The 23,783-nt window shown below is 69.0% G+C and carries 20 protein-coding genes; 6 read left to right on the plus strand and 14 right to left on the minus strand.

Annotation, left to right across the window (positions count from 1 at the left end; translation table 11 throughout):
* Positions 1 to 289 precede the first annotated feature (289 nt).
* Positions 290 to 3,775 carry a DNA-directed RNA polymerase subunit beta gene (gene rpoB / locus NX794_RS17265; RefSeq protein WP_258779447.1) on the plus strand — a complete coding sequence of 1,162 codons (3,486 nt, stop codon included), beginning with the start codon at positions 290 to 292 and terminating at the stop codon, positions 3,773 to 3,775.
* Between the two features lie 102 nt (positions 3,776 to 3,877).
* Positions 3,878 to 7,777, plus strand: a complete 3,900-nt coding sequence (locus tag NX794_RS17270; RefSeq protein WP_258779448.1) for a DNA-directed RNA polymerase subunit beta' — start codon at positions 3,878 to 3,880, stop codon at positions 7,775 to 7,777.
* A gap of 65 nt (positions 7,778 to 7,842) precedes the next feature.
* Here NX794_RS17270 and NX794_RS17275 read toward each other — a convergent pair whose 3' ends face one another.
* From NX794_RS17275 to NX794_RS17315, 9 genes are all read right to left on the minus strand, one after another.
* Entirely contained in the window at positions 7,843 to 9,027 is a 1,185-nt protein-coding gene (locus NX794_RS17275; RefSeq protein ID WP_258779449.1) for an MFS transporter, read from the minus strand.
* A gap of 120 nt (positions 9,028 to 9,147) precedes the next feature.
* On the minus strand, positions 9,148 to 9,756 hold the full coding sequence (locus tag NX794_RS17280) for a TetR/AcrR family transcriptional regulator (RefSeq protein ID WP_258779450.1): 609 nt from the start codon (positions 9,754 to 9,756) through the stop codon (positions 9,148 to 9,150).
* 101 nt (positions 9,757 to 9,857) lie between these two features.
* Positions 9,858 to 10,610 carry an SDR family oxidoreductase gene (locus NX794_RS17285; RefSeq protein WP_258779451.1) on the minus strand — a complete coding sequence of 251 codons (753 nt, stop codon included), beginning with the start codon at positions 10,608 to 10,610 and terminating at the stop codon, positions 9,858 to 9,860.
* Positions 10,611 to 10,659: 49 nt separating this feature from the next.
* Positions 10,660 to 11,163 (minus strand): quercetin 2,3-dioxygenase, encoded by a 504-nt coding sequence (locus NX794_RS17290; RefSeq protein WP_258779452.1) that lies wholly within the window; start codon positions 11,161 to 11,163, stop codon positions 10,660 to 10,662.
* Between the two features lie 49 nt (positions 11,164 to 11,212).
* Positions 11,213 to 12,184: a methionyl-tRNA formyltransferase gene (locus NX794_RS17295; RefSeq protein WP_258779453.1), complete on the minus strand. Its 972-nt coding sequence runs from the start codon at positions 12,182 to 12,184 to the stop codon at positions 11,213 to 11,215.
* A gap of 30 nt (positions 12,185 to 12,214) precedes the next feature.
* Entirely contained in the window at positions 12,215 to 13,444 is a 1,230-nt protein-coding gene (locus NX794_RS17300) for an acyl-CoA dehydrogenase family protein (protein WP_258779454.1), read from the minus strand.
* Between the two features lie 26 nt (positions 13,445 to 13,470).
* Positions 13,471 to 14,985: an FAD-binding oxidoreductase gene (locus NX794_RS17305; protein WP_258779455.1), complete on the minus strand. Its 1,515-nt coding sequence runs from the start codon at positions 14,983 to 14,985 to the stop codon at positions 13,471 to 13,473.
* A gap of 127 nt (positions 14,986 to 15,112) precedes the next feature.
* On the minus strand, positions 15,113 to 15,466 hold the full coding sequence (gene aroH, locus NX794_RS17310; protein WP_258779456.1) for a chorismate mutase: 354 nt from the start codon (positions 15,464 to 15,466) through the stop codon (positions 15,113 to 15,115).
* Entirely contained in the window at positions 15,463 to 15,963 is a 501-nt protein-coding gene (locus tag NX794_RS17315) for a flavin reductase family protein (protein ID WP_258779457.1), read from the minus strand. Before NX794_RS17315 ends, aroH begins: the two co-directional genes overlap by 4 nt.
* Positions 15,964 to 16,425: 462 nt before the next feature.
* Between NX794_RS17315 and rpsL the strand changes: the two genes are divergently transcribed.
* The 4 genes from rpsL to tuf all read left to right on the plus strand — a co-directional run bounded on the left by rpsL (position 16,426) and on the right by tuf (position 20,788).
* Complete coding sequence (gene rpsL / locus NX794_RS17320) at positions 16,426 to 16,797, plus strand: 30S ribosomal protein S12 (protein ID WP_003948652.1); 372 nt, start codon at positions 16,426 to 16,428, stop codon at positions 16,795 to 16,797.
* Positions 16,798 to 16,799: 2 nt separating this feature from the next.
* Positions 16,800 to 17,270 (plus strand): 30S ribosomal protein S7, encoded by a 471-nt coding sequence (gene rpsG, locus NX794_RS17325; protein ID WP_005481264.1) that lies wholly within the window; start codon positions 16,800 to 16,802, stop codon positions 17,268 to 17,270.
* A 39-nt stretch (positions 17,271 to 17,309) separates the two neighbouring features.
* A complete protein-coding gene (gene fusA, locus NX794_RS17330) occupies positions 17,310 to 19,436 on the plus strand; it encodes an elongation factor G (RefSeq protein ID WP_258779458.1) in 2,127 nt (708 codons plus the stop codon).
* A 158-nt stretch (positions 19,437 to 19,594) separates the two neighbouring features.
* The gene (gene tuf, locus NX794_RS17335; RefSeq protein WP_258779459.1) at positions 19,595 to 20,788 is read left to right on the plus strand and encodes an elongation factor Tu; all 1,194 of its coding nucleotides are present in this window, start codon (positions 19,595 to 19,597) and stop codon (positions 20,786 to 20,788) included.
* Between the two features lie 93 nt (positions 20,789 to 20,881).
* Here the strand turns inward: tuf and NX794_RS17340 are convergent, their stop codons facing one another.
* The 5 genes from NX794_RS17340 to NX794_RS17360 form a co-directional block, all read right to left on the minus strand.
* Positions 20,882 to 21,016, minus strand: a complete 135-nt coding sequence (locus NX794_RS17340) for a hypothetical protein (RefSeq protein WP_258779460.1) — start codon at positions 21,014 to 21,016, stop codon at positions 20,882 to 20,884.
* A gap of 143 nt (positions 21,017 to 21,159) precedes the next feature.
* A complete protein-coding gene (locus NX794_RS17345) occupies positions 21,160 to 21,750 on the minus strand; it encodes a Uma2 family endonuclease (protein WP_258779461.1) in 591 nt (196 codons plus the stop codon).
* Between the two features lie 84 nt (positions 21,751 to 21,834).
* Complete coding sequence (locus NX794_RS17350) at positions 21,835 to 22,167, minus strand: hypothetical protein (RefSeq protein WP_258779462.1); 333 nt, start codon at positions 22,165 to 22,167, stop codon at positions 21,835 to 21,837.
* Between the two features lie 21 nt (positions 22,168 to 22,188).
* A complete protein-coding gene (locus NX794_RS17355) occupies positions 22,189 to 23,010 on the minus strand; it encodes a helix-turn-helix domain-containing protein (RefSeq protein ID WP_258779463.1) in 822 nt (273 codons plus the stop codon).
* Positions 23,011 to 23,209: 199 nt separating this feature from the next.
* The gene (locus tag NX794_RS17360) at positions 23,210 to 23,668 is read right to left on the minus strand and encodes an ATP-binding protein (RefSeq protein ID WP_258779464.1); all 459 of its coding nucleotides are present in this window, start codon (positions 23,666 to 23,668) and stop codon (positions 23,210 to 23,212) included.
* Positions 23,669 to 23,783: the final 115 nt, after the last annotated feature.

Consider the following 23,783-nt stretch of genomic DNA (forward strand, 5'->3'; position numbering starts at 1 on the left):
TCGGCGACGAAGAGGGCAGTATCAACGTGCGTTGAGGGCAGCATGCCGAGGGCGTTGACAAGAGCGGTGAGCACAACGAGGGTCGCGAAAAACCCGAGCTGGACATCAGTGTGCCAAGTGGCTACACTGACCCTTTGCGCTGCCTGTTAGCTGTCCCCTGCCCGTCACCAGGGGTCTGCCCTCACCCGAGCACCGATGACAAAACTCCTCTGACCTGGGGTTTCCGTCTCTGTGTGGGAGAGGGGCCGGCACGCGCGTAGTGAGTCCGAGCCCTCGGAAGGACCCCCTCTTGGCCGCCTCGCGCAATGCCTCGACCGCGAATACGAACAACGGCGCCAGCACCGCCCCGCTGCGCATCTCCTTTGCAAAGATCAAGGAGCCTCTTGAGGTTCCGAACCTGCTCGCGCTGCAGACCGAGAGCTTTGACTGGCTGCTCGGCAACACCGCTTGGCAGACTCGGGTCGAGGAGGCTCTGGAGAACGGTCAGGACGTCCCCACCAAGTCCGGTCTGGAGGAGATCTTCGAGGAGATCTCCCCGATCGAGGACTTCTCCGGGTCGATGTCGCTGACGTTCCGGGACCACCGCTTCGAGCCGCCGAAGAACTCGATCGACGAGTGCAAGGAGCGCGACTTCACGTACGCCGCCCCGCTCTTCGTCACCGCCGAGTTCACCAACAACGAGACCGGTGAGATCAAGTCCCAGACGGTCTTCATGGGCGACTTCCCGCTCATGACGAACAAGGGCACCTTCGTCATCAACGGCACCGAGCGTGTCGTGGTGTCGCAGCTGGTCCGTTCCCCCGGTGTCTACTTCGACTCCTCCATCGACAAGACGTCCGACAAGGACATCTTCTCCGCCAAGATCATCCCGTCCCGGGGTGCCTGGCTGGAGATGGAAATCGACAAGCGCGACATGGTCGGTGTGCGCATCGACCGCAAGCGCAAGCAGTCGGTCACCGTCCTCCTGAAGGCGCTCGGCTGGACCACCGAGCAGATCCTTGAGGAGTTCGGCGAGTACGAGTCGATGCGCGCCACCCTGGAGAAGGACCACACCCAGGGCCAGGACGACGCGCTGCTCGACATCTACCGCAAGCTGCGTCCGGGCGAGCCCCCCACGCGTGAGGCCGCGCAGACGCTGCTGGAGAACCTCTACTTCAACTCCAAGCGCTACGACCTCGCCAAGGTCGGCCGCTACAAGGTGAACAAGAAGCTCGGCGCGGACGAGCCGCTGGACGCCGGCGTGCTCACCACCGACGACATCATCGCCACCATCAAGTACCTGGTGAAGCTGCACGCCGGTGAGACCGAGACGGTCGGCGAGTCGGGCCGCAACATCATCGTCGAGACCGACGACATCGACCACTTCGGCAACCGCCGCATCCGCAGCGTCGGCGAGCTGATCCAGAACCAGGTCCGTACGGGTCTCGCCCGTATGGAGCGCGTCGTGCGCGAGCGCATGACCACCCAGGACGTCGAGGCGATCACGCCGCAGACGCTGATCAACATCCGGCCGGTCGTCGCCTCCATCAAGGAGTTCTTCGGCACCAGCCAGCTGTCCCAGTTCATGGACCAGAACAACCCGCTGTCGGGGCTGACGCACAAGCGTCGTCTGAACGCCCTCGGCCCGGGTGGTCTCTCCCGTGAGCGGGCCGGCTTCGAGGTCCGTGACGTCCACCCCTCGCACTACGGCCGCATGTGCCCGATCGAGACGCCCGAAGGCCCGAACATCGGTCTGATCGGCTCGCTCGCCTCCTACGGCCGGGTCAACGCGTTCGGTTTCATCGAGACGCCGTACCGCAAGGTCATCGACGGCCAGGTCTCCGACGAGGTCGACTACCTGACCGCCGACGAGGAGGACCGCTTCGTCATCGCGCAGGCCAACGCGCCGCTCAACGACGACATGCGGTTCGAGGAGGCCCGCGTCCTGGTCCGCCGCCGCGGCGGCGAGGTCGACTACGTCGCGCCGGACGACGTGGACTACATGGACGTCTCGCCGCGCCAGATGGTGTCGGTCGCGACCGCCATGATCCCCTTCCTGGAGCACGACGACGCCAACCGTGCCCTCATGGGCGCGAACATGATGCGGCAGGCCGTGCCGCTCATCAAGTCCGAGTCGCCGCTCGTCGGCACCGGCATGGAGTACCGCTCCGCGGCCGACGCCGGCGACGTGGTCAAGGCCGAGAAGGACGGTGTGGTCCAGGAGGTCTCCGCGGACTACATCACCACCGCCAACGACGACGGCACGTACATCACGTACCGCCTGGCCAAGTTCTCCCGGTCCAACCAGGGCACCTCGGTCAACCAGAAGGTCATCGTCAACGAGGGCGACCGCCTCGTCGAGGGCCAGGTCCTCGCCGACGGCCCGGCCACCCAGAACGGCGAGATGGCCCTCGGCAAGAACCTGCTCGTGGCGTTCATGCCGTGGGAGGGTCACAACTACGAGGACGCGATCATCCTGTCGCAGCGCCTCGTGCAGGACGACGTCCTCTCCTCGATCCACATCGAGGAGCACGAGGTCGACGCCCGTGACACCAAGCTCGGCCCCGAGGAGATCACCCGGGACATCCCGAACGTCTCCGAGGAGGTCCTCGCCGACCTCGACGAGCGCGGCATCATCCGCATCGGTGCCGACGTCGTCGCCGGCGACATCCTGGTCGGCAAGGTCACGCCCAAGGGCGAGACCGAGCTGACCCCGGAGGAGCGCCTGCTGCGCGCCATCTTCGGTGAGAAGGCCCGTGAGGTCCGTGACACCTCGCTGAAGGTCCCGCACGGCGAGATCGGCAAGGTCATCGGCGTCCGCGTCTTCGACCGCGAGGAGGGCGACGAGCTGCCGCCGGGCGTGAACCAGCTGGTCCGCGTCTACGTCGCGCAGAAGCGCAAGATCACCGACGGTGACAAGCTCGCCGGCCGGCACGGCAACAAGGGTGTCATCTCCAAGATCCTGCCGATCGAGGACATGCCGTTCCTGGAGGACGGCACCCCGGTCGACATCATCCTGAACCCGCTGGGTGTGCCGTCCCGAATGAACCCGGGACAGGTCCTGGAGATCCACCTCGGCTGGCTCGCCAGCCGCGGCTGGGACGTCTCCGGCCTCGCGGACGAGTGGGCCCAGCGCCTCCAGGCCATCGGCGCCGACCAGGTCGCCCCGCGCACCAACGTCGCGACCCCGGTCTTCGACGGTGCCCGCGAGGACGAGCTGGCGGGTCTGCTGCAGCACACCATCCCGAACCGCGACGGCGACCGCCTGGTCCTCCCGTCCGGCAAGGCGCGGCTGTTCGACGGCCGCAGCGGTGAGCCGTTCCCGGACCCGATCTCGGTCGGCTACATGTACATCCTGAAGCTGCACCACCTGGTCGACGACAAGCTGCACGCCCGCTCGACCGGTCCGTACTCCATGATCACCCAGCAGCCGCTGGGTGGTAAGGCGCAGTTCGGCGGCCAGCGCTTCGGCGAGATGGAGGTGTGGGCCCTGGAGGCCTACGGCGCCGCGTACGCCCTCCAGGAGCTGCTGACCATCAAGTCCGACGACGTCACCGGCCGCGTGAAGGTCTACGAGGCCATCGTCAAGGGCGAGAACATCCCCGAGCCCGGCATCCCCGAGTCCTTCAAGGTGCTCATCAAGGAGATGCAGTCGCTCTGCCTGAACGTGGAGGTGCTGTCCAGCGACGGTATGTCCATCGAGATGCGCGACACCGACGAGGACGTCTTCCGCGCTGCGGAGGAGCTCGGCATCGACCTGTCCCGGCGCGAGCCGAGCAGCGTCGAAGAGGTCTGACGGGAGTCCGGCAGGGGCCGCGCCACCGCGCGTGGCCCCCGCCGACCCCCAGGCCCCCGTTTCAGACCACAGACTTTCGACCCTGAGAGGGATTGACGCATAGTGCTCGACGTCAACTTCTTCGACGAGCTCCGGATCGGCCTGGCCACCGCTGACGACATCCGTCAGTGGAGCCACGGCGAGGTCAAGAAGCCCGAGACCATCAACTACCGCACCCTCAAGCCGGAAAAGGACGGGCTCTTCTGCGAGAAGATCTTCGGTCCGACCCGGGACTGGGAGTGCTACTGCGGCAAGTACAAGCGCGTCCGCTTCAAGGGCATCATCTGCGAGCGCTGTGGCGTCGAGGTCACGCGCGCCAAGGTGCGCCGTGAGCGGATGGGCCACATCGAGCTGGCCGCCCCCGTCACCCACATCTGGTACTTCAAGGGCGTCCCGTCCCGGCTGGGCTACCTGCTGGACCTCGCCCCGAAGGACCTGGAGAAGGTCATCTACTTCGCGGCGTACATGATCACGTACGTCGACGAGGAGCGCCGTACCCGCGACCTGCCCTCCCTGGAGGCGCACGTCTCGGTCGAGCGCCAGCAGATCGAGAACCGTCGCGACGCCGACCTCGAAGGCCGCGCCAAGAAGCTTGAGACCGACCTGGCCGAGCTGGAGGCCGAGGGCGCCAAGGCCGACGTGCGCCGCAAGGTGCGCGAGGGTGCCGAGCGCGAGATGAAGCAGCTGCGCGACCGCGCGCAGCGCGAGATCGACCGTCTCGACGAGGTGTGGAACCGGTTCAAGAACCTCAAGGTCCAGGACCTGGAGGGCGACGAGCTGCTCTACCGCGAGCTGCGGGACCGCTTCGGCACGTACTTCGACGGCTCGATGGGTGCCGCGGCGCTGCAGAAGCGCCTGGAGTCCTTCGACCTCGACGAGGAGGCCGAGCGCCTCCGCGAGATCATCCGCACCGGCAAGGGCCAGAAGAAGACCCGCGCCCTGAAGCGGCTCAAGGTCGTCTCCGCGTTCCTGCAGACGTCCAACAGCCCCAAGGGCATGGTCCTGGACTGCGTCCCGGTCATCCCGCCGGACCTGCGTCCGATGGTGCAGCTGGACGGTGGCCGCTTCGCGACCTCCGACCTGAACGACCTGTACCGCCGTGTCATCAACCGCAACAACCGCCTGAAGCGGCTTCTCGACCTCGGCGCGCCCGAGATCATCGTGAACAACGAGAAGCGCATGCTCCAGGAGGCGGTCGACGCCCTCTTCGACAACGGCCGCCGCGGCCGCCCGGTCACGGGCCCCGGCAACCGTCCGCTGAAGTCCCTCAGCGACATGCTGAAGGGCAAGCAGGGCCGTTTCCGCCAGAACCTGCTCGGCAAGCGAGTCGACTACTCGGCGCGTTCCGTCATCGTCGTCGGCCCGCAGCTCAAGCTGCACCAGTGCGGTCTGCCCAAGGCGATGGCCCTGGAGCTGTTCAAGCCGTTCGTGATGAAGCGCCTGGTCGACCTGAACCACGCGCAGAACATCAAGTCGGCCAAGCGCATGGTCGAGCGCGGCCGCACCGTGGTGTACGACGTCCTCGAAGAGGTCATCGCCGAGCACCCGGTGCTGCTGAACCGTGCGCCCACCCTGCACCGCCTCGGCATCCAGGCCTTCGAGCCGCAGCTGGTCGAGGGCAAGGCCATCCAGATCCACCCGCTCGTCTGCACCGCGTTCAACGCGGACTTCGACGGTGACCAGATGGCCGTGCACCTGCCGCTGTCCGCGGAGGCGCAGGCCGAGGCCCGCATCCTGATGCTGTCCTCGAACAACATCCTCAAGCCGGCCGACGGCCGCCCGGTGACGATGCCGACCCAGGACATGGTCCTCGGTCTGTTCTTCCTCACCACCGACGGCGAGCTGCGTGACACCAAGGGCGAGGGCCGCGCGTTCGGCTCCACGGCCGAGGCGATCATGGCGTTCGACGCCGGCGAGCTGGCGCTGCAGTCGCAGATCGACATCCGCTTCCCGGTGGGCACCATCCCGCCGCGCGGCTGGATGCCGCCGGCCCGCGAGGAGGGTGAGCCCGAGTGGCAGCAGGGTGACTCGTTCCGCCTGCGCACCACCCTGGGCCGCGCGCTCTTCAACGAGCTGCTGCCCGAGGACTACCCGTTCGTCGACTACTCGGTGGGCAAGAAGCAGCTCTCCGAGATCGTCAACGACCTGGCCGAGCGCTACCCCAAGGTCATCGTGGCGGCGACGCTCGACAACCTGAAGGCGTCCGGCTTCTACTGGGCGACCCGTTCCGGTGTCACCGTGGCCATCTCCGACGTCGTCGTCCCCGAGGCGAAGAAGGAGATCGTCCGCGGGTACGAGGCGCAGGACGAGAAGGTCCAGAAGCAGTACGAGCGCGGTCTGATCACCAAGGAAGAGCGCACGCAGGAGCTCATCGCGATCTGGACCAAGGCGACCAACGAGGTCGCCGAGGCGATGAACGAGAACTTCCCCAAGACGAACCCCATCTTCATGATGGTTGACTCGGGTGCCCGAGGAAACATGATGCAGATGCGGCAGATCGCCGGTATGCGTGGTCTGGTGTCGAACGCGAAGAACGAGACCATCCCGCGTCCGATCAAGGCGTCCTTCCGTGAGGGCCTGTCCGTGCTGGAGTACTTCATCTCCACGCACGGTGCCCGTAAGGGTCTGGCGGACACCGCCCTGCGTACCGCCGACTCGGGTTACCTGACCCGTCGTCTGGTGGACGTCTCGCAGGACGTCATCATCCGCGAGGAGGACTGCGGCACCGAGCGCGGTCTGAAGCTGCGGATCGCGAGCCGCGGCGCCGACGGTGTGCTGCGCAAGGCGGACGACGTCGAGACCAGCGTCTACGCCCGCATGCTCGCCGAGGACGTCGTCATCGACGGCAAGGTGATCGCGCCGGCCAACGTGGACCTGGGCGACGTGCTCATCGACCAGCTCGTGCACCACGGCATCGAGGAGGTCAAGACCCGCTCGATCCTGACCTGCGAGTCGCACGTCGGCACCTGCGCGATGTGCTACGGCCGTTCGCTGGCCACCGGCAAGCTGGTCGACATCGGTGAGGCGGTCGGCATCATCGCCGCCCAGTCCATCGGTGAGCCCGGCACCCAGCTGACGATGCGTACCTTCCACACCGGTGGTGTGGCCGGTGACGACATCACCCAGGGTCTGCCGCGTGTCGTCGAGCTCTTCGAGGCCCGTACCCCGAAGGGTGTCGCCCCGATCTCCGAGGCCTCCGGCCGCGTCCGGATCGAGGAGACCGAGAAGACCAAGAAGCTGGTCGTCACCCCGGACGACGGCAGCGACGAGACGGCGTTCCCGATCTCGAAGCGCGCCAAGGTCCTGGTCCGCGAGGGCGAGCACGTCGAGGTGGGCCAGCAGCTCACCGTGGGTGCCACCAACCCGCACGACGTGCTGCGCATCCTGGGCCAGCGTGCCGTCCAGGTCCACCTGGTCGGCGAGGTCCAGAAGGTCTACAACTCGCAGGGTGTGTCGATCCACGACAAGCACATCGAGATCATCATCCGGCAGATGCTGCGCCGTGTGACGATCATCGAGTCGGGCGACGCCGAGCTGCTGCCCGGCGAGCTGGTCGAGCGCTCGAAGTTCGAGCAGGAGAACCGTCGGGTGGTCCAGGAGGGCGGTCACCCCGCCTCCGGTCGTCCGCAGCTGATGGGTATCACCAAGGCCTCGCTGGCGACGGAGTCCTGGCTGTCGGCCGCCTCCTTCCAGGAGACGACCCGAGTCCTGACGGACGCGGCGATCAACGCCAAGTCCGACAGCCTCATCGGCCTCAAGGAGAACGTCATCATCGGTAAGCTCATCCCGGCCGGTACGGGCCTGTCCCGCTACCGCAACATCCGGGTGGAGCCGACCGAGGAGGCCAAGGCCGCGATGTACTCGGCCGTCGGCTACGACGACATCGACTACTCGCCGTTCGGCACCGGCTCCGGCCAGGCCGTTCCGCTGGAGGACTACGACTACGGTCCGTACAACCAGTAGGCGGGCAGTCCGAAGGGCGGCCACCCCCACCGGGGGTGGCCGCCCTTCGGCGTGTGCGGGGGACGTCAGCGGGCGGGTTGCACCTCGCGGTCCGGGGCCGGTGCCGGGGCGGGCCGGCGCAGGGCGGCGAGGTCGGGCAGCAGGGTCAGCAGGGCGGCGACGGCGAGGACCGCGCCCAGCCACAGGGGGGCGCGCAGACCGTAGCCGCCGATGCCGAGGCCGCCGAGCCAGGAGCCGATGACCACGCCCAGGGTGATGCACGAGGAGTGCACGGTGTTGACCAGCGGGCGGGCGTTGGCGGTGCGCTGGACCCGGCTGATCATCGCGGGGTTCATGGTGACCCCGACGAGGCCGATCCCCATCATGGCGGCCAGGGCCGGCGCCTTGACGTCGGCGAGCAGGGCGAAGCAGACCAGGAACACGATGTTGAGCGAGACGCCGAGGGCCAGGACCCGGATGGTGTGGGTGTCGGCGAACCGGGCGACCACGGCGTTGCCGATCACGGTGGCGGCGCCGTACGCCAGCAGCAGCAGTGGCACGATGCCCCGGGAGAAGCCGGTGACGTCGGTCAGGATGGGCGTGAAGTACGAGAAGGCGGCGAAGGTGGCGCCGATGATGAGCGTGGAGGTGCTGAGGACGAACCACAGCCGGCCGCTGCGGAAGGCGGCCAGCTCCTCCCGTACGTCCCCGGCGTCCTCGGCGTGGCCGAGCGGGGGTACGGCGGCCATGGTCGCCACGGCGGCGATCACGGTGATGACGCCGACGGCCACGAAGCCGGCCCGCCAGCCCCACCGCTCGCCGATCAGGGTGGACAGCGGCAGTCCGAGCAGGGTGCCGACCATCAGGCCCTGCATGGCCACTCCGGTGGCCCGGCCGCGCAGCTCCGGTGTGGTGATCTGGGCGACGACGGAGAGGGACACACCGAAGAAGGCGGCGGAGGCGGTGCCGGTGATCAGGCGGGCCACCAGCATCAGCCAGTAGGTGGTGGCGACCCCGGCCAGCACGTTGCCGACCAGGAACACGACGAACAGGGTGAGCAGCGCGGCCTTGGGCCGGAGCTTGAGGACGGCGACCGTGGCGAAGGGGCCGCCGACCGCCATGGCGAGTGCGAACGCCGTGATCAGATAGCCGACCTGGGGGATGGAGACGTGCAGATCATCGGCGATCTGCGGCATCAGGCCGCCGACCAGGAACTCGCTGGTGACCATGGCGAAGATGCCAAGGGCCATCAGATAGACGGACTTGGGCATGGAGGGGGCTCCTCGGTCGGTGTGTGGGTGGTGTCGTGCTGTTGCGTTTATTGGACTGATCTGTACAAAATTGGCGCGTGCGTCGCCCCCGAGTCCGCCGGAGAGCGGGGGCGGGAATGCTCAGACGGTCGCGCCGGCCCGCAGGGCGTCCAGGCCCGTGCGGGCGACCTGGTCCAGGACCGGCCGGTCCGCGCCGGACTGCGCGGCCACCCGCATTCCCGAGATCACGGAGGTCAGGTACCAGGCGAGTCCCTCGGCCGGGCGGTCCGAGGTGACCGATCCGTCCCGCCTGCCCTGTTCGACGACGGTCCGCAGCGAGAACAGCCGCCGCTGCAGGTCCTTCTCCAGGATCGCGGCGATGTGCGGGTCGTTGGCGGCCAGGCTGGTGATGGTGTTGACGGTGAAGCAGCCGGAGCCGTAGCCGTCACGCCGGTTCTCCATCTCGCCGTCCAGAATCACGGTCAGGAAGGACTCCAGGCGCTCCAGCGCGCTGGGGCCCTCCTCGCCGAGCACCTCGATCTGCCGGGCGGTCATCGTGTCGACGTAGTGTGACAGCGCCCGGCGGAACAGGTCGTTCTTGGACTTGAAGGTGTTGTAGATGCTGCTGCGGCCGAGCCCGGTGGCCTCGCACAGGTCCTGGGTGGACGTGGCCTCGTAGCCCTTGGTCCAGAAGACGCGGCACGCCGCCTCTACGGCCCTGTCCTCGTCGAACTGTCGTGGTCGGCCCATGTCCGGCATGGTAGCAGTTATGGAATGACCGACTCAAAAGCGGCGCGGGTCCGGTCCCGGCGGGGGATGTGCGGGACCGGACCCGCGGTCACGGGGGGCGGTCAGACCGTGCTGCCGCCGTCCACGCCCAGCCGGGCGCCATTGGTGTAGCCGGCCGAGGGAGAGGCCAGGTAGGCCACCGCGGCGGCGATCTCCTCGGCCTGGCCGTACCGGCCGAGCGGCGACTGACCCTTCTGGTGGGCGGCGTTCGGACCGTCCGCCGGGTTCATGTCGGTGTCCGTGGCACCCGGCGCGACCTCGTTGACGGTGATGCCGCGCGGCCCGAGGTCCCGTGCCAGCCCCTTGGTCAGCCCGGTGATCGCCGCCTTGCTGGCCGCGTACGCCGCGAAACCGGCCGAGGGCACCCGCTCGCCCAGGCAGGAACCGATGTTGACGATCCGGCCGCCCTCGGGCAGGTGCCGCGCCGCCGCCCGGGCGGCGAGCAGCGGCGCCCGGGTGTTCACCGCGAGAATGCGGTCCACCGTCTCGACCGGCACCTGCTCGATCCCGTGCAGGTCCGGGTCGTACACCCCGGCGTTGTTGACGAGGACGTCCAGCCGTCCCAGCTCACGGACGGTCTCCTCCACCGCCCTCTCGACGGCCTCGGCGTCCTCGGCGTCCGCCTGGAGGGCGAGCACCCGGCGCCCCGTCTTCTCGCGGATGCGGTCCGCGACGGCCGCCGCCGCCCCGGCGCCCGACCGGTAGGTCAGGGCCACGTCGGCCCCGTCCTCGGCCAGCCGCAGCGCGATGGCGGCCCCGATGCCCCGGCTTCCGCCGGTGACCAGGGCGACCTTGCCGCTCAACTGCTCGCTCATCGGTTCTCCGTGTCTCCTCGTCCCTGTTCGGTCCCTGCTCGGCCGGCGCTCACGCCTGGTACGAGCCGTACTGCTCGGCGATCTCCTTGGCGCGGGGATTGTCCGCCGGGTCGAACACCGGGATGTCCTCGCCCCGCACCGCCTCCTTGCCGGCCTCCAGGAAGAACCGCTCGAAGCCGCCGGGCGTGAACAGCAGCAGCTGCTTGGCCGGGTGCAGACCGGTGTTCCGGAAGCCGTGCACCGTCCCGCGCGGCACGAACACGAAGTCCCCGGCCCGCACCTGGTACGTCTCGCCGTCGGCGTAGATCTCCAGTTCGCCCTCGATGAGGTAGAACGCCTCGTCCTCGTGCCGGTGGTCGTGCAGTGGCGGGCCGCCGCCGGGCGGCACCGACGCCTCCAGCACGGCCAGAGAGCCGGCCGACTCCTCGTGGCCGACCTTGACGGAGTAGACGTCCCCGTTCAGCCACACCGACGGCCCCTGCCCGGCGGGGACGTGCAGCACCTTGCGCACGATGGGGGGCTTGTCGGTGTTCTGCTGCTCCAGCAGCGACATCGGATGCTCTCTTTCTCGGGATCTGGGGCTCTCGGGCGTTCTCGGGATCTCAGGTGGACTGCAGCGCGGAGGCGGAGAGCGACTGGCCGTCCGTCAGCGCCGGATGCGCCTGCGCGGGCACCTCCTGGCCGTCCCGTTCGACGGTCAGCAGCCGGAGCCAGCCGTCCCGGCACGCCACGAAGAGACGGGCGCCGACCCGGCGCACGGTGCCCGGGGCGGCAGTCGGCAGCTCCTGCGGCACCGCCGCGTCGACCGACAGCACCGGCACGCGCTCACCGGCCGTGGTCACGGCGAAGGCCCCCGGGTGCCGGTAGCCGGCCCGGACGTGGCAGGAGACCTCGTGCGTCGAACAGGCGAAGTCCAGGCGGTAGTCGTCCTCGCCGGGCCGGGAGAAGTACGAACGCCCGGCCGGGTCCTGGGGGACCCGCGGGAAGCTGCGCTCCACGAGCTGCGGTATCAGGTCGAGCAGCATGAGCACATTGGCCCGCTCCTGGACGGTACGCAGCTCAAGTGCCGTCTCCCTGCCGGTCAGCGGGGTGCGGTGCTGGGCGATGATGGCGCCGGTGTCCAGCCCCGGCGCCATCTCGATGGCGGTGACCGCACCGTCGGTCTCGCCGTTGCGCACCATCCAGTAGAAGGGCGCGAGGCCGGCGTACCGGGGCAGCGGGCTCGGATGGAAGTTGACGCAGGTCACCTTGGGCGTCGCGAGCAGTCGCGGCTTCAGGATGCGCTGGAAGTTGCCCACGATCAGGTAGTCGGGGGCGAGTTGGCGCACCCGCTCCACGACCTCGGGGCTGTTGACGTCGTGCGGGCGCAGCACGGGTACGCCCAGAGCGGTGGCCCGCTGCTCCAGGTCCACCTGGTCGGCATCGGCGTCGAAGTAGCCGCAGGTGCGGCCGGGTGCGCTGGTGACCACGGCCGCCAGTTCGACGAGCGGGTGGCCGTGCAGCATGTCGAGGAAGGGGGCGCCGAGCTTGGAGTTGACCTCCGAGAACAGCACCACGCGTATGGATTCGGTCATGGCGGGACTCCGATCCGAGAGAGGAACGGTCTAGAAGAAGGGCGAGGAGGACCGGCCACCGAGCAGCACGTTGCCGGTCAGCTGGAGGATCGAGTCCTGGGCGACGGCGTGCTGGCACATGGTGTTCGCATCCCGCAGCCAGCGGTCCATCGGCGAACTGCGCCGGTAGACGGAGGCCCCGCCGACGAGGTCGAAGAGGCGGTGCACGATCCGGCGAGCGGTGCGGAAGGCGTGGTAGCGGGCGAGCGCGGTCTCCACCCGCTCGTCGGCGCCGCGCTCCGCGCCGCGCTCCAGCGCCGTCCACTGCCGCTCCAGCGTGGTGTAGACGGCCGCCCGGGCAGCCGTCAGTTCCATCTCCAGCTCGGCGACGGTCTGCTGCACCCGCACATCCCGCGCCCAGGGCGTGCCGGTCTCCCGGTCGACCCGCTGGGCGGCGAGTTCCCGGACGTGATCCAGGGCCGCCCGCCCCAGGCCGAGCGGAATGCCCGCCATCTTGCGCAGGATCGCGTCGGGGGCGTCGTGCAGCGGGCCCTTGCGCACCGGCTCGGCGAAGGAGAACGAGTGCTCCTGTGGCACGAACAGGTCCCGCACCTCGTAGTCCACCGAGCCCGATCCGGCCAGCCCCGTGGTGTGCCAGGTGTCGATGCTCTCGTAGGACCGCGGGGGCGCCAGCATCACGCGCCACAGCCCCTTGCCGGTCGCCGGGTCGATGACGGGCTCGCCGTTCTCGTGCACCGTGCAGCCGGCCGCGAGCACATCGCAGTGCGTGGAGCCGGAGCCGAACCGCCAGCGGCCCGAGACCAGGTAGCCGCCCTCGACCCGCTCGGCCCGGCCCTGCGGGTAGATCCACCCGGACTGGGCCAGGTCGAGGGAGGGGTAGAGGCGGCGGGCGACGTCCTGGTCGAGGAAGCCGGAGTAGATGCCGGAATCCATACCGATCATCGAGCACCAGGCCGCCGACACGTCGCCGTAGGCGATGGTCTCGATCAGCCGGGTCTGCTCCATGGACGTCAGTTCCGGGCCGCCCCAGTCCCGGGGCATGGCGGCGCGGAACACCCCGGCGCCGCGCAGCAGCGCGACGATGTCCTCGGGGAGCCGCCGGTGCTCCTCGATCCGGGCGGAGTTCTCGCGCAGGAGGGGCCGCAGCTCGCGGGCGCGGGCGAGGATCGCGTCGGCGGTCCGGGGCACGCTGGTCTCGGTCACGGCGGTCTCGGTCACGGCGGTTGCGGGCACGGCTGTGCCGGTGGTCGTGGTGCTCATGGCTTGGTCGGGCCTTTCTGCGGTGGTCAGACGTAGCGGCCGGGGGCGATCACCCGGTGCGGATCGACGGCGTCCCGCAGCCGTCGGGTGAGGGCGAGGGCTCCGGGGTCGGTGAGCCGGCCGGCCCAGTCGCCGTGGTCGACGTCCAGTCGGTACGGCAGGTAGCCGGCGGCGCCGAACAGCTCGTAGAGCCGGTCCAGGGCGGCGTGTGCCTGCCGGGGGCCGGTGCCCTCGCGGGGGAAGCGCAGGGACACGACGAGGTCGATCACATCGGCGTCCAGCGCGTTGACCGTGGCCCCGGGGCGTATCCCGGTCTCCTCGTGCACCTGGTCCAGCAGCCGCAGTGCCGCGGTCACGTCCCGGCCGGTGAAGGGCACCAGCGGCAGGAAGAAGATCCAGCCGCCTCCCTCGCCGTCCACCAGCTCCGCGTCCCGGCCGACGGCCGAGCGCAGCATCTCCTCGTGGTGCGCCACGCTGCCCGCGTAGCCGTGCTCCACCACCCGTGCGACCACGTCGTCGGCGGCCGGGGGCTCCTGGTCCGAGCGGGCGAAGGAGGTGAACAGCCCGGAGGCGTCCGCCCGCCGGCGCACCTCGCCGGTCATCGCGTCCGCCACGGCGGCCGTACCGCCGAGCGCGATGTGGGTGAGGTATCCGCCGGGGCCGCCGGCCGTGCCGTAGGTCGTCGCGGAGGTGGTGTCGTAGATCTTGAGCACCCCGTGCACCAGGCCCTGGACGTGCCAGTGGCGCAGTTCGTCGACGGCGGCGGCCAGCCGGTCGCGGTCGAACGCCAGCCGCAGCACCCGCTGGGCCTCGGGCCGGGGCAGCAGCCGGACGACACCGGCGGTGACGATGCCGAACGGCGACTGGGTGAACAGGTGCAGCAGGGAGGGGCCGAGGCCGTACGGGTTCGGGGCCAGTCCGGCCGTGGGCAGGCCGGCCGAGCGTGCGCCGGGCCACCAGCCGACCCGGATCACCTCGCCGTCCGGCAGGACCACCTCCAGGCCGACCAGGTCGTCGGTGCGCTGCCGGCGCAGTCCGACACCGCGGTCCAGGGCGTTGCCGAGCACGCTGGAGTGCCCGGAGGAGGCCGTGACGTTCAGCATCCGGGGACCGCCGGTCAGCTCCGACGTCAGCCGGAGCTGGGTGACGCCCGGCTCCACGACGGCGTGACCCGCCTCGACGTCCAGTTCACGGATGCGGTCCAGGCCGTCCAGCTCCAGTCGTACCGCCCCGTCGTGCGCGGCCTCCCGGGAACCGAGGCCCCAGTTGCGGCCGGTGGACACGGCGTGCAGCGGTGGGGCGTCGGGCCGGGCGAAGGCCCGCACCACGTCCGGCACCTGTCCGGCGTGCGCCGGGCGGATCATGGCCGGCAGCAGGCGGCCGGCGAAGTCCGAGACGTTCCCGCCGGGCTCGGGTGCGCGCACGATCCGCTCCGGGTCGTCACCGAGCGCGCGCCGGACGGCCGCGAGCGCGTCGTCCAAAGCGAGGCCGGATGCCGGATCGGCGGCTGCGGCGGAGGCCGCAAGCACGGTTTCGGTCATGAAATTCCCCCTGAAAACAGTGAAAAGCGGTGAAACAGTGGCGGAACGCCGACGGGCGCCGACGGAACAGCCAGGGCGGGCGGGTGCGCGTGGCGCGCCGTCCGGCCCGGTCCCGCGCGCGAACCGGTCAGGGCCGGGTGGCGGCCGCTCCGGACAGATAGACGGGTTCGAGGGAGGCGTCCCGGTCCGCGTGGACCAAGGCCATCACCCGGATCACCCGCGGCATCTCCCCGTCCCAGCGGGGTTCGGCGGAGCACAGGCACGGCACGTTCAGGACGCCCCGCTCCTGGAGGACGAGCGGCGGGATGTCGGCGGTGAGGTCGGGTGTGACGGTGAAGAAGAGGGCCTCGACGTCGGCGGCCGCCAGGCCGTTGTGCCCCAGCAGTTCGCGGACCAGGTCCTCGGTCGCCGTGCGGATGTCCTGGCGGGTGTCGGCGCGGACGCCGGTCGCGCCCCGGACGGCTCGGACGGTGCCGCTCATGTCGTGGTCATACGGCCGTGGTGGAACAGCAGGGCCGCCCGGCTCCCGGCGCTTTCGCGCGTCGCCGTGACCCGGCCGAGGAACAGACAGTGGTCGCCCTCGGGGTACACGGCGCTCACCGTGCAGGTCAGGGTGGCGAGCGAGCCGGTGAGGACCGGGCCCGCGGGGTCGGCGGGGTCGAAGTGGGAGGCGAGCGCGTCGCCGGTGGGCTTGGCCTGCGAGGCGAAGAGGCGGGCCAGCGGCTCCTGCTCGCCGGCCAGCAGGTGCAGCCGGAACCCGCCCGTGGTGGAGGCCAGCAGGTGTGCCCGGGAGGCCTTCAGCAGGGACACCAGGAGGGTGGGCGGGCTGAGGGTGACGGAGGTCAGGGAGTTGACCGTCGTGGCGACGGTATCGGCGCCCTCTCCGGTGGTCAGGACGGCGACGCCGGTCGGGAAGAGCCGCATCACGGACCGCAGATCCGGCTCCGGAGGTGCGGCAGGGAACGAGCCCCGGCTCATTCGGTAGGTCCTTTCCGTATGGACGCGCTTGTGGCGCGGGCTGGACGACGGTCACGGTTTTTTGTACCGGCCGATCCATTAGCAGCGAACTTATCAGACACCTGCACGTCGTTCGCAAGAACTAATAGGTGGCGCGATCAGGGTGCTTGACACCCGGGTCGGCGCATGGCAGAGAGGGTGGCGGGGGCTCCGGCCTCGCTCCGGTCCCCGCAGGTCGCCGGGCCCCGCCCATTTGTTTTGACCGCAGCGAATGAGGTAGGTACGCTCAGACCTTGTGCCTGGGGTGTGCCCTGGCTCTGGTGCGTGCCTTCAGACCGCATCGTGAGCCGTGATCGGCCACCGTGATCCGCGCCCTTCTCGCCCCTGGCGGCGAGGGTCTGCCGGATTCGACACACCCGACCGCGTGGGTCGGCGACGTTCCAGGTTAGCTGTACCCATCGGCACACAGAAACCGGAGAAGTAGTGCCTACGATCCAGCAGCTGGTCCGCAAGGGCCGGCAGGACAAGGTCGAAAAGAACAAGACGCCCGCACTTGAGGGTTCCCCTCAGCGTCGTGGCGTCTGCACGCGTGTGTTCACGACCACCCCGAAGAAGCCGAACTCGGCCCTGCGTAAGGTCGCGCGTGTGCGTCTGACCAGCGGGATCGAGGTCACCGCTTACATTCCGGGTGAGGGACACAACCTGCAGGAGCACTCCATCGTGCTCGTGCGCGGCGGCCGTGTGAAGGACCTGCCCGGTGTTCGCTACAAGATCATCCGCGGTTCCCTTGACACCCAGGGTGTCAAGAACCGCAAGCAGGCCCGCAGCCGCTACGGCGCCAAGAAGGAGAAGTAAGAATGCCTCGTAAGGGCCCCGCCCCGAAGCGCCCGGTCATCATCGACCCGGTCTACGGCTCTCCTCTGGTGACCTCCCTGATCAACAAGGTGCTGCTGAACGGCAAGCGCTCCACCGCCGAGCGCATCGTGTACGGCGCCATGGAGGGCCTGCGCGAGAAGACCAGCAACGACCCGGTCATCACGCTGAAGCGCGCGCTGGAGAACATCAAGCCGACCCTTGAGGTCAAGTCCCGCCGTGTCGGTGGCGCCACCTACCAGGTGCCGATCGAGGTCAAGCCCGGCCGCGCCAACACCCTGGCGCTGCGCTGGCTGGTCGGTTACTCCCGCGCCCGTCGCGAGAAGACCATGACCGAGCGTCTCCTCAACGAGCTTCTCGACGCCTCGAACGGCCTCGGTGCGGCCGTGAAGAAGCGCGAGGACACCCACAAGATGGCCGAGTCCAACAAGGCCTTCGCGCACTACCGCTGGTAGTCGCTACCCACATCGAGACCGAGAGAAGACTGAAGCCTTATGGCTACCACTTCACTTGACCTGGCCAAGGTCCGCAACATCGGGATCATGGCCCACATCGACGCGGGCAAGACGACCACCACCGAGCGGATCCTGTTCTACACCGGTGTGTCCTACAAGATCGGTGAGGTCCACGACGGCGCTGCCACCATGGACTGGATGGAGCAGGAGCAGGAGCGTGGCATCACGATCACCTCTGCTGCCACCACCTGTCACTGGCCGCTCGAAGACGTCGACCACACCATCAACATCATCGACACCCCGGGTCACGTCGACTTCACCGTCGAGGTGGAGCGCTCCCTGCGCGTGCTCGACGGTGCCGTGACGGTGTTCGACGGCGTCGCCGGTGTCGAGCCCCAGTCCGAGACGGTGTGGCGTCAGGCGGACCGCTACGGCGTCCCGCGCATCTGCTTCGTCAACAAGCTCGACCGGACCGGTGCCGAGTTCCACCGCTGCGTCGACATGATCTCTGACCGCCTCGGCGCTCAGCCGATCGTGATGCAGCTGCCGATCGGTGCCGAGGCCGACTTCAAGGGCGTCATCGACCTCGTGACGATGAAGGCCCTGGTCTGGTCCGCCGAGGCCACCAAGGGCGAGATGTACGACACCGTCGACATCCCGGACACGCACACCGAGGCTGCCGAGGAGTACCGCGGCAAGCTGCTGGAGGCCGTGGCCGAGAACGACGAAGAGATCATGGAGCTGTACCTGGAGGGCCAGGAGCCTTCCGTGGAGCAGCTGTACGCCGCGATCCGTCGTATCACCATCGCGTCCGGCAAGGGCACCGGCACCACCGTGACCCCGGTGTTCTGCGGTACCGCGTTCAAGAACAAGGGCGTCCAGCCCCTGCTCGACGCGGTCGTGCGCTACCTGCCGTCCCCGGTCGACATCGAGGCCATCGAGGGCCACGACGTCAAGGACCCCGAGGTCGTCGTCAAGCGCAAGCCGTCCGACGAGGAGCCCCTCTCGGCGCTGGCGTTCAAGATCATGAGCGACCCGCACCTCGGCAAGCTCACCTTCGTCCGGGTCTACTCGGGCCGCCTGGAGTCCGGCACCGCGGTGCTGAACTCCGTCAAGGGCAAGAAGGAGCGCATCGGCAAGATCTACCGCATGCACGCCAACAAGCGTGAGGAGATCGAGTCGGTGGGCGCCGGCGACATCGTCGCCGTCATGGGCCTGAAGCAGACCACCACCGGTGAGACGCTGTCCGACGACAAGAACCCGGTCATCCTGGAGTCCATGGACTTCCCGGCGCCGGTCATCCAGGTCGCCATCGAGCCCAAGTCGAAGGGCGACCAGGAGAAGCTCGGCGTCGCGATCCAGCGCCTGGCCGAGGAGGACCCGTCGTTCCAGGTCCACTCGGACGAGGAGACCGGCCAGACCATCATCGGTGGTATGGGCGAGCTGCACCTTGAGGTGCTGGTCGACCGTATGCGCCGTGAGTTCAAGGTCGAGGCCAACGTCGGCAAGCCGCAGGTGGCCTACCGCGAGACGATCCGCAAGGCCGTCGAGCGCGTCGACTACACCCACAAGAAGCAGACCGGTGGTACCGGTCAGTTCGCGAAGGTGCAGATCGGCATCGAGCCGCTTGAGGGTGGCGACACCTCGTACGAGTTCGTGAACAAGGTGACCGGTGGCCGCATCCCGAAGGAGTACATCCCTTCGGTCGACGCGGGTGCGCAGGAGGCCATGCAGTTCGGCATCCTGGCCGGCTACGAGATGACCGGCGTCCGCGTCATCCTCCACGACGGTGGCTACCACGAGGTCGACTCCTCCGAGCTCGCCTTCAAGATCGCCGGTTCGCAGGCCTTCAAGGAGGCCGCGCGCAAGGCCAGCCCCGTGCTGCTCGAGCCGATGATGGCCGTCGAGGTCACCACGCCCGAGGACTACATGGGCGAGGTCATCGGTGACATCAACTCCCGCCGTGGCCAGATCCAGGCCATGGAGGAGCGGGCTGGTGCCCGCGTCGTGAAGGGCCTCGTGCCCCTGTCGGAGATGTTCGGCTACGTCGGCGACCTCCGTAGCAAGACGTCGGGTCGCGCAAGCTACTCGATGCAGTTCGACTCCTACGCCGAGGTTCCGCGGAACGTCGCCGAGGAGATCATCGCGAAGGCCAAGGGCGAGTAACGCACCGCGTTCACACGCCGTAGGCTTGACTCCGGAGCCTCCAGGGGCATTCCCCCGCGAACGCGGACGGAATGCCCCCGGGTTCCGGGCCTTTACAGCAAAGATCACCTGGCGCCGATGAAGTAAGGCGTACAGAACCACTCCACAGGAGGACCCCAGTGGCGAAGGCGAAGTTCGAGCGGACTAAGCCGCACGTCAACATCGGCACCATCGGTCACATCGACCACGGTAAGACGACCCTCACGGCCGCCATTACCAAGGTGCTGCACGACGCGTACCCGGACCTGAACGAGGCCACCCCGTTCGACAACATCGACAAGGCGCCCGAGGAGCGCCAGCGCGGTATCACCATCTCCATCGCGCACGTCGAGTACCAGACCGAGGCGCGTCACTACGCCCACGTCGACTGCCCGGGTCACGCGGACTACATCAAGAACATGATCACCGGTGCCGCGCAGATGGACGGCGCGATCCTGGTGGTCGCCGCCACCGACGGCCCGATGCCGCAGACCAAGGAGCACGTGCTCCTGGCCCGCCAGGTCGGCGTCCCGTACATCGTCGTCGCCCTGAACAAGGCCGACATGGTGGACGACGAGGAGATCCTGGAGCTCGTCGAGCTCGAGGTCCGTGAGCTCCTCACCGAGTACGAGTTCCCCGGCGACGACGTTCCGGTCGTCAAGGTCTCCGCGCTCAAGGCCCTCGAGGGCGAGCAGGAGTGGGTGGACTCCGTCCTCAACCTGATGAAGGCCGTCGACGAGTCGATCCCGCAGCCGGAGCGCGACGTCGACAAGCCGTTCCTCATGCCGATCGAGGACGTCTTCACGATCACCGGTCGTGGCACCGTCGTCACCGGTCGTATCGAGCGCGGCATCCTCAAGGTCAACGAGACCGTCGACATCATCGGCATCAAGACCGAGAAGACCACCACCACGGTCACCGGTATCGAGATGTTCCGCAAGCTGCTCGACGAGGGCCAGGCCGGTGAGAACGTCGGCCTGCTGCTCCGCGGCATCAAGCGCGAGGACGTCGAGCGCGGCCAGGTCATCATCAAGCCGGGCTCGGTCACCCCGCACACGGAGTTCGAGGCTCAGGCGTACATCCTGTCCAAGGACGAGGGTGGCCGTCACACGCCGTTCTTCAACAACTACCGCCCGCAGTTCTACTTCCGTACCACGGACGTGACCGGCGTCGTGACCCTCCCCGAGGGCACCGAGATGGTCATGCCGGGCGACAACACCGAGATGTCGGTGGCGCTGATCCAGCCCATCGCCATGGAGGAGGGCCTGAAGTTCGCCATCCGTGAGGGTGGTCGCACGGTGGGCGCCGGCCAGGTCACCAAGATCGTCAAGTAAGTCCGCTTGCTTGAAGGTCACCTGACCTGAAGGTCTCAGACCTTCGAGAGGCCCGTACGACTTCGGTCGTACGGGCCTCTTTCGCGTCGGCTGTCAGCGTTCGCGGTGCCAGGTGTGGAGTACGGCCAGCGCGTGGGCGAGCCAGGCGTCGGGGCGGCGGGTGACGCGGGCCGGCGGGCTGCCGTCGGACGCGTGGACGTCGTGGGCATCCGGGCCGTCCGGACGCACGGAGCACAGCGGGCCGCCGTCCGCGCCGGCCTCGATCCAGAACGGCTCGGGTGAACCCCGGCTCCAGCGTCGGGTGCCGCGCGGGGTGAGGACCCGGGCCAGGGGAGTGTCCTCGGAGCGGCGGGCTCCCGATTTCCGGCACTCTACGGGTAGAGCGGCAGGCCCTCCGTCGAGATGGTCCAGTCGGCGATCGTGACGTCCTCGCCGTAGACGAAGTCCTTGCGGGTGGCGTAGCGGGGGCCGTCGGGGGTGGGGTGGATGTCCGTGAAGACGGCGCCGGTGCCGGTGCGGGGGTCGAAGATCGCGTAGACCGGGATGCCGATCAGGGGGTAGTCGCGCAGCTTGCCCGTCCAGTCGTTCTCCGGGTTGGCGCGGGACACGACCTCGATCGCGGCGACGATCGTACGGGGAGCGAGGGAGCCCTCGACGTCGAGATCGGTCCAGGCGATCACCGTGACGTCAGGGTGGCGCATGATGCCCTCGGGCTCGTCCTCGACATCCGGCGTGCCGGTGTGGGCCAGCAGCTCGTCCGGCATCACCCGCTCCAGGCGCCGGCTGATGTGAGCGGCTGTGACCTCGTGCGGTCCCCCGGGCGACATCATGTCGTGGACGATCCCTTCCTTGGTGATCTCGAACTTCCCCGGTACGACGTCGTCCATCGACTGCACGACGTCCCTCATGGTCAGGTACAGGTGAGAGGCGCCCTGGTGTGCGTCGTCCGGTGCGATGGTCATGGCGCTCGCTCCTCCTCTGTGCCCAGGGGCAAGGATCGTCGCTTTCATGCTAGGCGGCCTCCGCAGGGTCGGTGATCTGCACGCTCAAGCGCGTACGGCCTTCATCGCCTCGTCCAGCACCGCGCTCAGCTCGCGCAGGGCTGCTCTGACGATGGCCGGGTCTTCGTGTTCAAGGTCCTGCTCGGCACGGGCGCGGCGGTCGGTGAGGTCGGGGCGGCGGGCGATCTCGATGTCCCGGGCCCAGGCCAGGACCCAGCTCCGCACGGGGCTGAGCGACTGCCACTCCACGGCCAGGGCGAACGCCTCGTCCTTCGTCCGCTGCATCTCTGCCAGGCGCTCGGGAGCGACGACGGCGAGGGTGGCCCGCAAGGCGTCCGGAGTCGGTTCGGGGCGGCTGGGGTGGGGGCGTGCGGGCATGTTGTGTGGTCTTCCTGGCCGTCATCGGTCGACCGGCGTGCGGCAGTCCCCGCAGCGCCCCCCGGCGTCGGCTCCCCGGTAGGCGCGGTCGCAGCCGTCGCAGTTTCGTAGGGGGTGGCGGACCGTTGGGGGAGAGGCGGGGGTGCGGAAGGGTGGGATCGGTGGGAGCTGGTTCGTCAGGCGGTGGGCCAGGAGGGCGGCCGGGCGGGTCAGGGGGTCCGGGGGGAGTCCCGTGGTCAGGGCGTGGCGTACGGCGCCCGGTGTCACGTCGCGTTCCAGCCATGCCGCCACCCCTGGCACCAGGTGCTCCGCGTCCGTGGCGGAGAGGAGCAGGCGTGGGTCCGTCCGGCGCAGGCCGGTGAGGACGTCCGTGGCCGCCTGGAGCAGGGCGGGCGCGGGGTGCGTCGGCTTCGGTACGGCGGGCAGGGCGGCGCGCCGTGCGGGCCTGGCCGCGCGGGGAGCCGTAGCCGGTGACCCGCCGGGCTGGTTGCACGACACCGTGCGGGTCACGATGCGGCCGTCCGGGACGCGGACCCGTTCGCGGCGCAGGTAGCCGTGCGTCTCCAGCTCGCGCAGCGCCGCGGCGATACGCGTCGTGCCCTCCGGGAAGCGCGCGGCGAGGGACTTGATGTCGACCAGCGCGCCCTTCGGTAACGACTGGATGTGGCAGCCCAGGCCGATCGCCAGCAGCGAGAGTTCCGGGTGCTGGGCGAGGTGGTTGCCGATCACCGTGAAGCGGGCGGTGTGCCGGGTGTGGTCGTGGATCAGCCCCCGGTTCGGGTGCTTGTTGCCCGCAATGCGGGACCGGGAGCGTGTGGGCGCGCTAGTGTGCTGTGTGTCCATCGGGAAGGGTCGACTTCCTTGGTGGTCAGGCCCTCGCACTGGGATCGCTACTCCCGGCGGGGGCCGTCTCATGTCCGGGCTCTGTCGCGCTGAGCGTAAGGCAGGCAACAGGGCGAAAATCTAGTCCACTTCGTCATATTCACCCGCGAGGGTGAGGCCGCTCCGACGGGCGGGAGGGGTGGGGCTTGGCAGGGTCCTTTCACCCTTGTTTCTTTGCTCGGGGAAGACCGCCCGTGGCCCCGACACCCGGGAAACCGGGTTCCGGTCGCCCGACGCGGACCTCGGCCCACACCGTCTTGCGCGGCGGCCGTCCCGGACTCACGCCCCAGCGGTGGGCGAGCGCCTCCACGAGGATCAGTCCGCGTCCCGACTCGCCGTCCAACGAGGGCTCGTTGAGGTGCGGGAGGCGGTCACCGTACGTGTCCGTCACCTCGATGCGGAGCATGTCCGCCACGACGTAGAGCTGGAGCTGGAAGTCGCGTCCGGGCACGCGGCCGTGCGTCGCCGCGTTCGCCGCCAGCTCGGCCACGATCTGCGTCGCCGACTCCACGGGCAGTCCCCACGACCGGAGTTGCTGTTCCGTGAGCAGCCGGGCCAGCCGGGCGCCGCGTGGGGTGGGGGACAGGCGGACGCTGTAGTCGTCGATGTTGCCGTTCATGTCACCGAGCGTGGCGGAGCGTGCTTCCGTGGGGGAGTAACTGGAGCTGCACGTACGGCCACTGTCCCCGGTTTGTCTCGGCTGTCTCGGCTGTCTCGGCTGTCTCGGACGTTGT

This window comes from Streptomyces pyxinicus (assembly GCF_024753135.1).
In the GTDB taxonomy this organism is placed as follows: Bacteria; Actinomycetota; Actinomycetes; order Streptomycetales; family Streptomycetaceae; genus Streptomyces; species Streptomyces pyxinicus.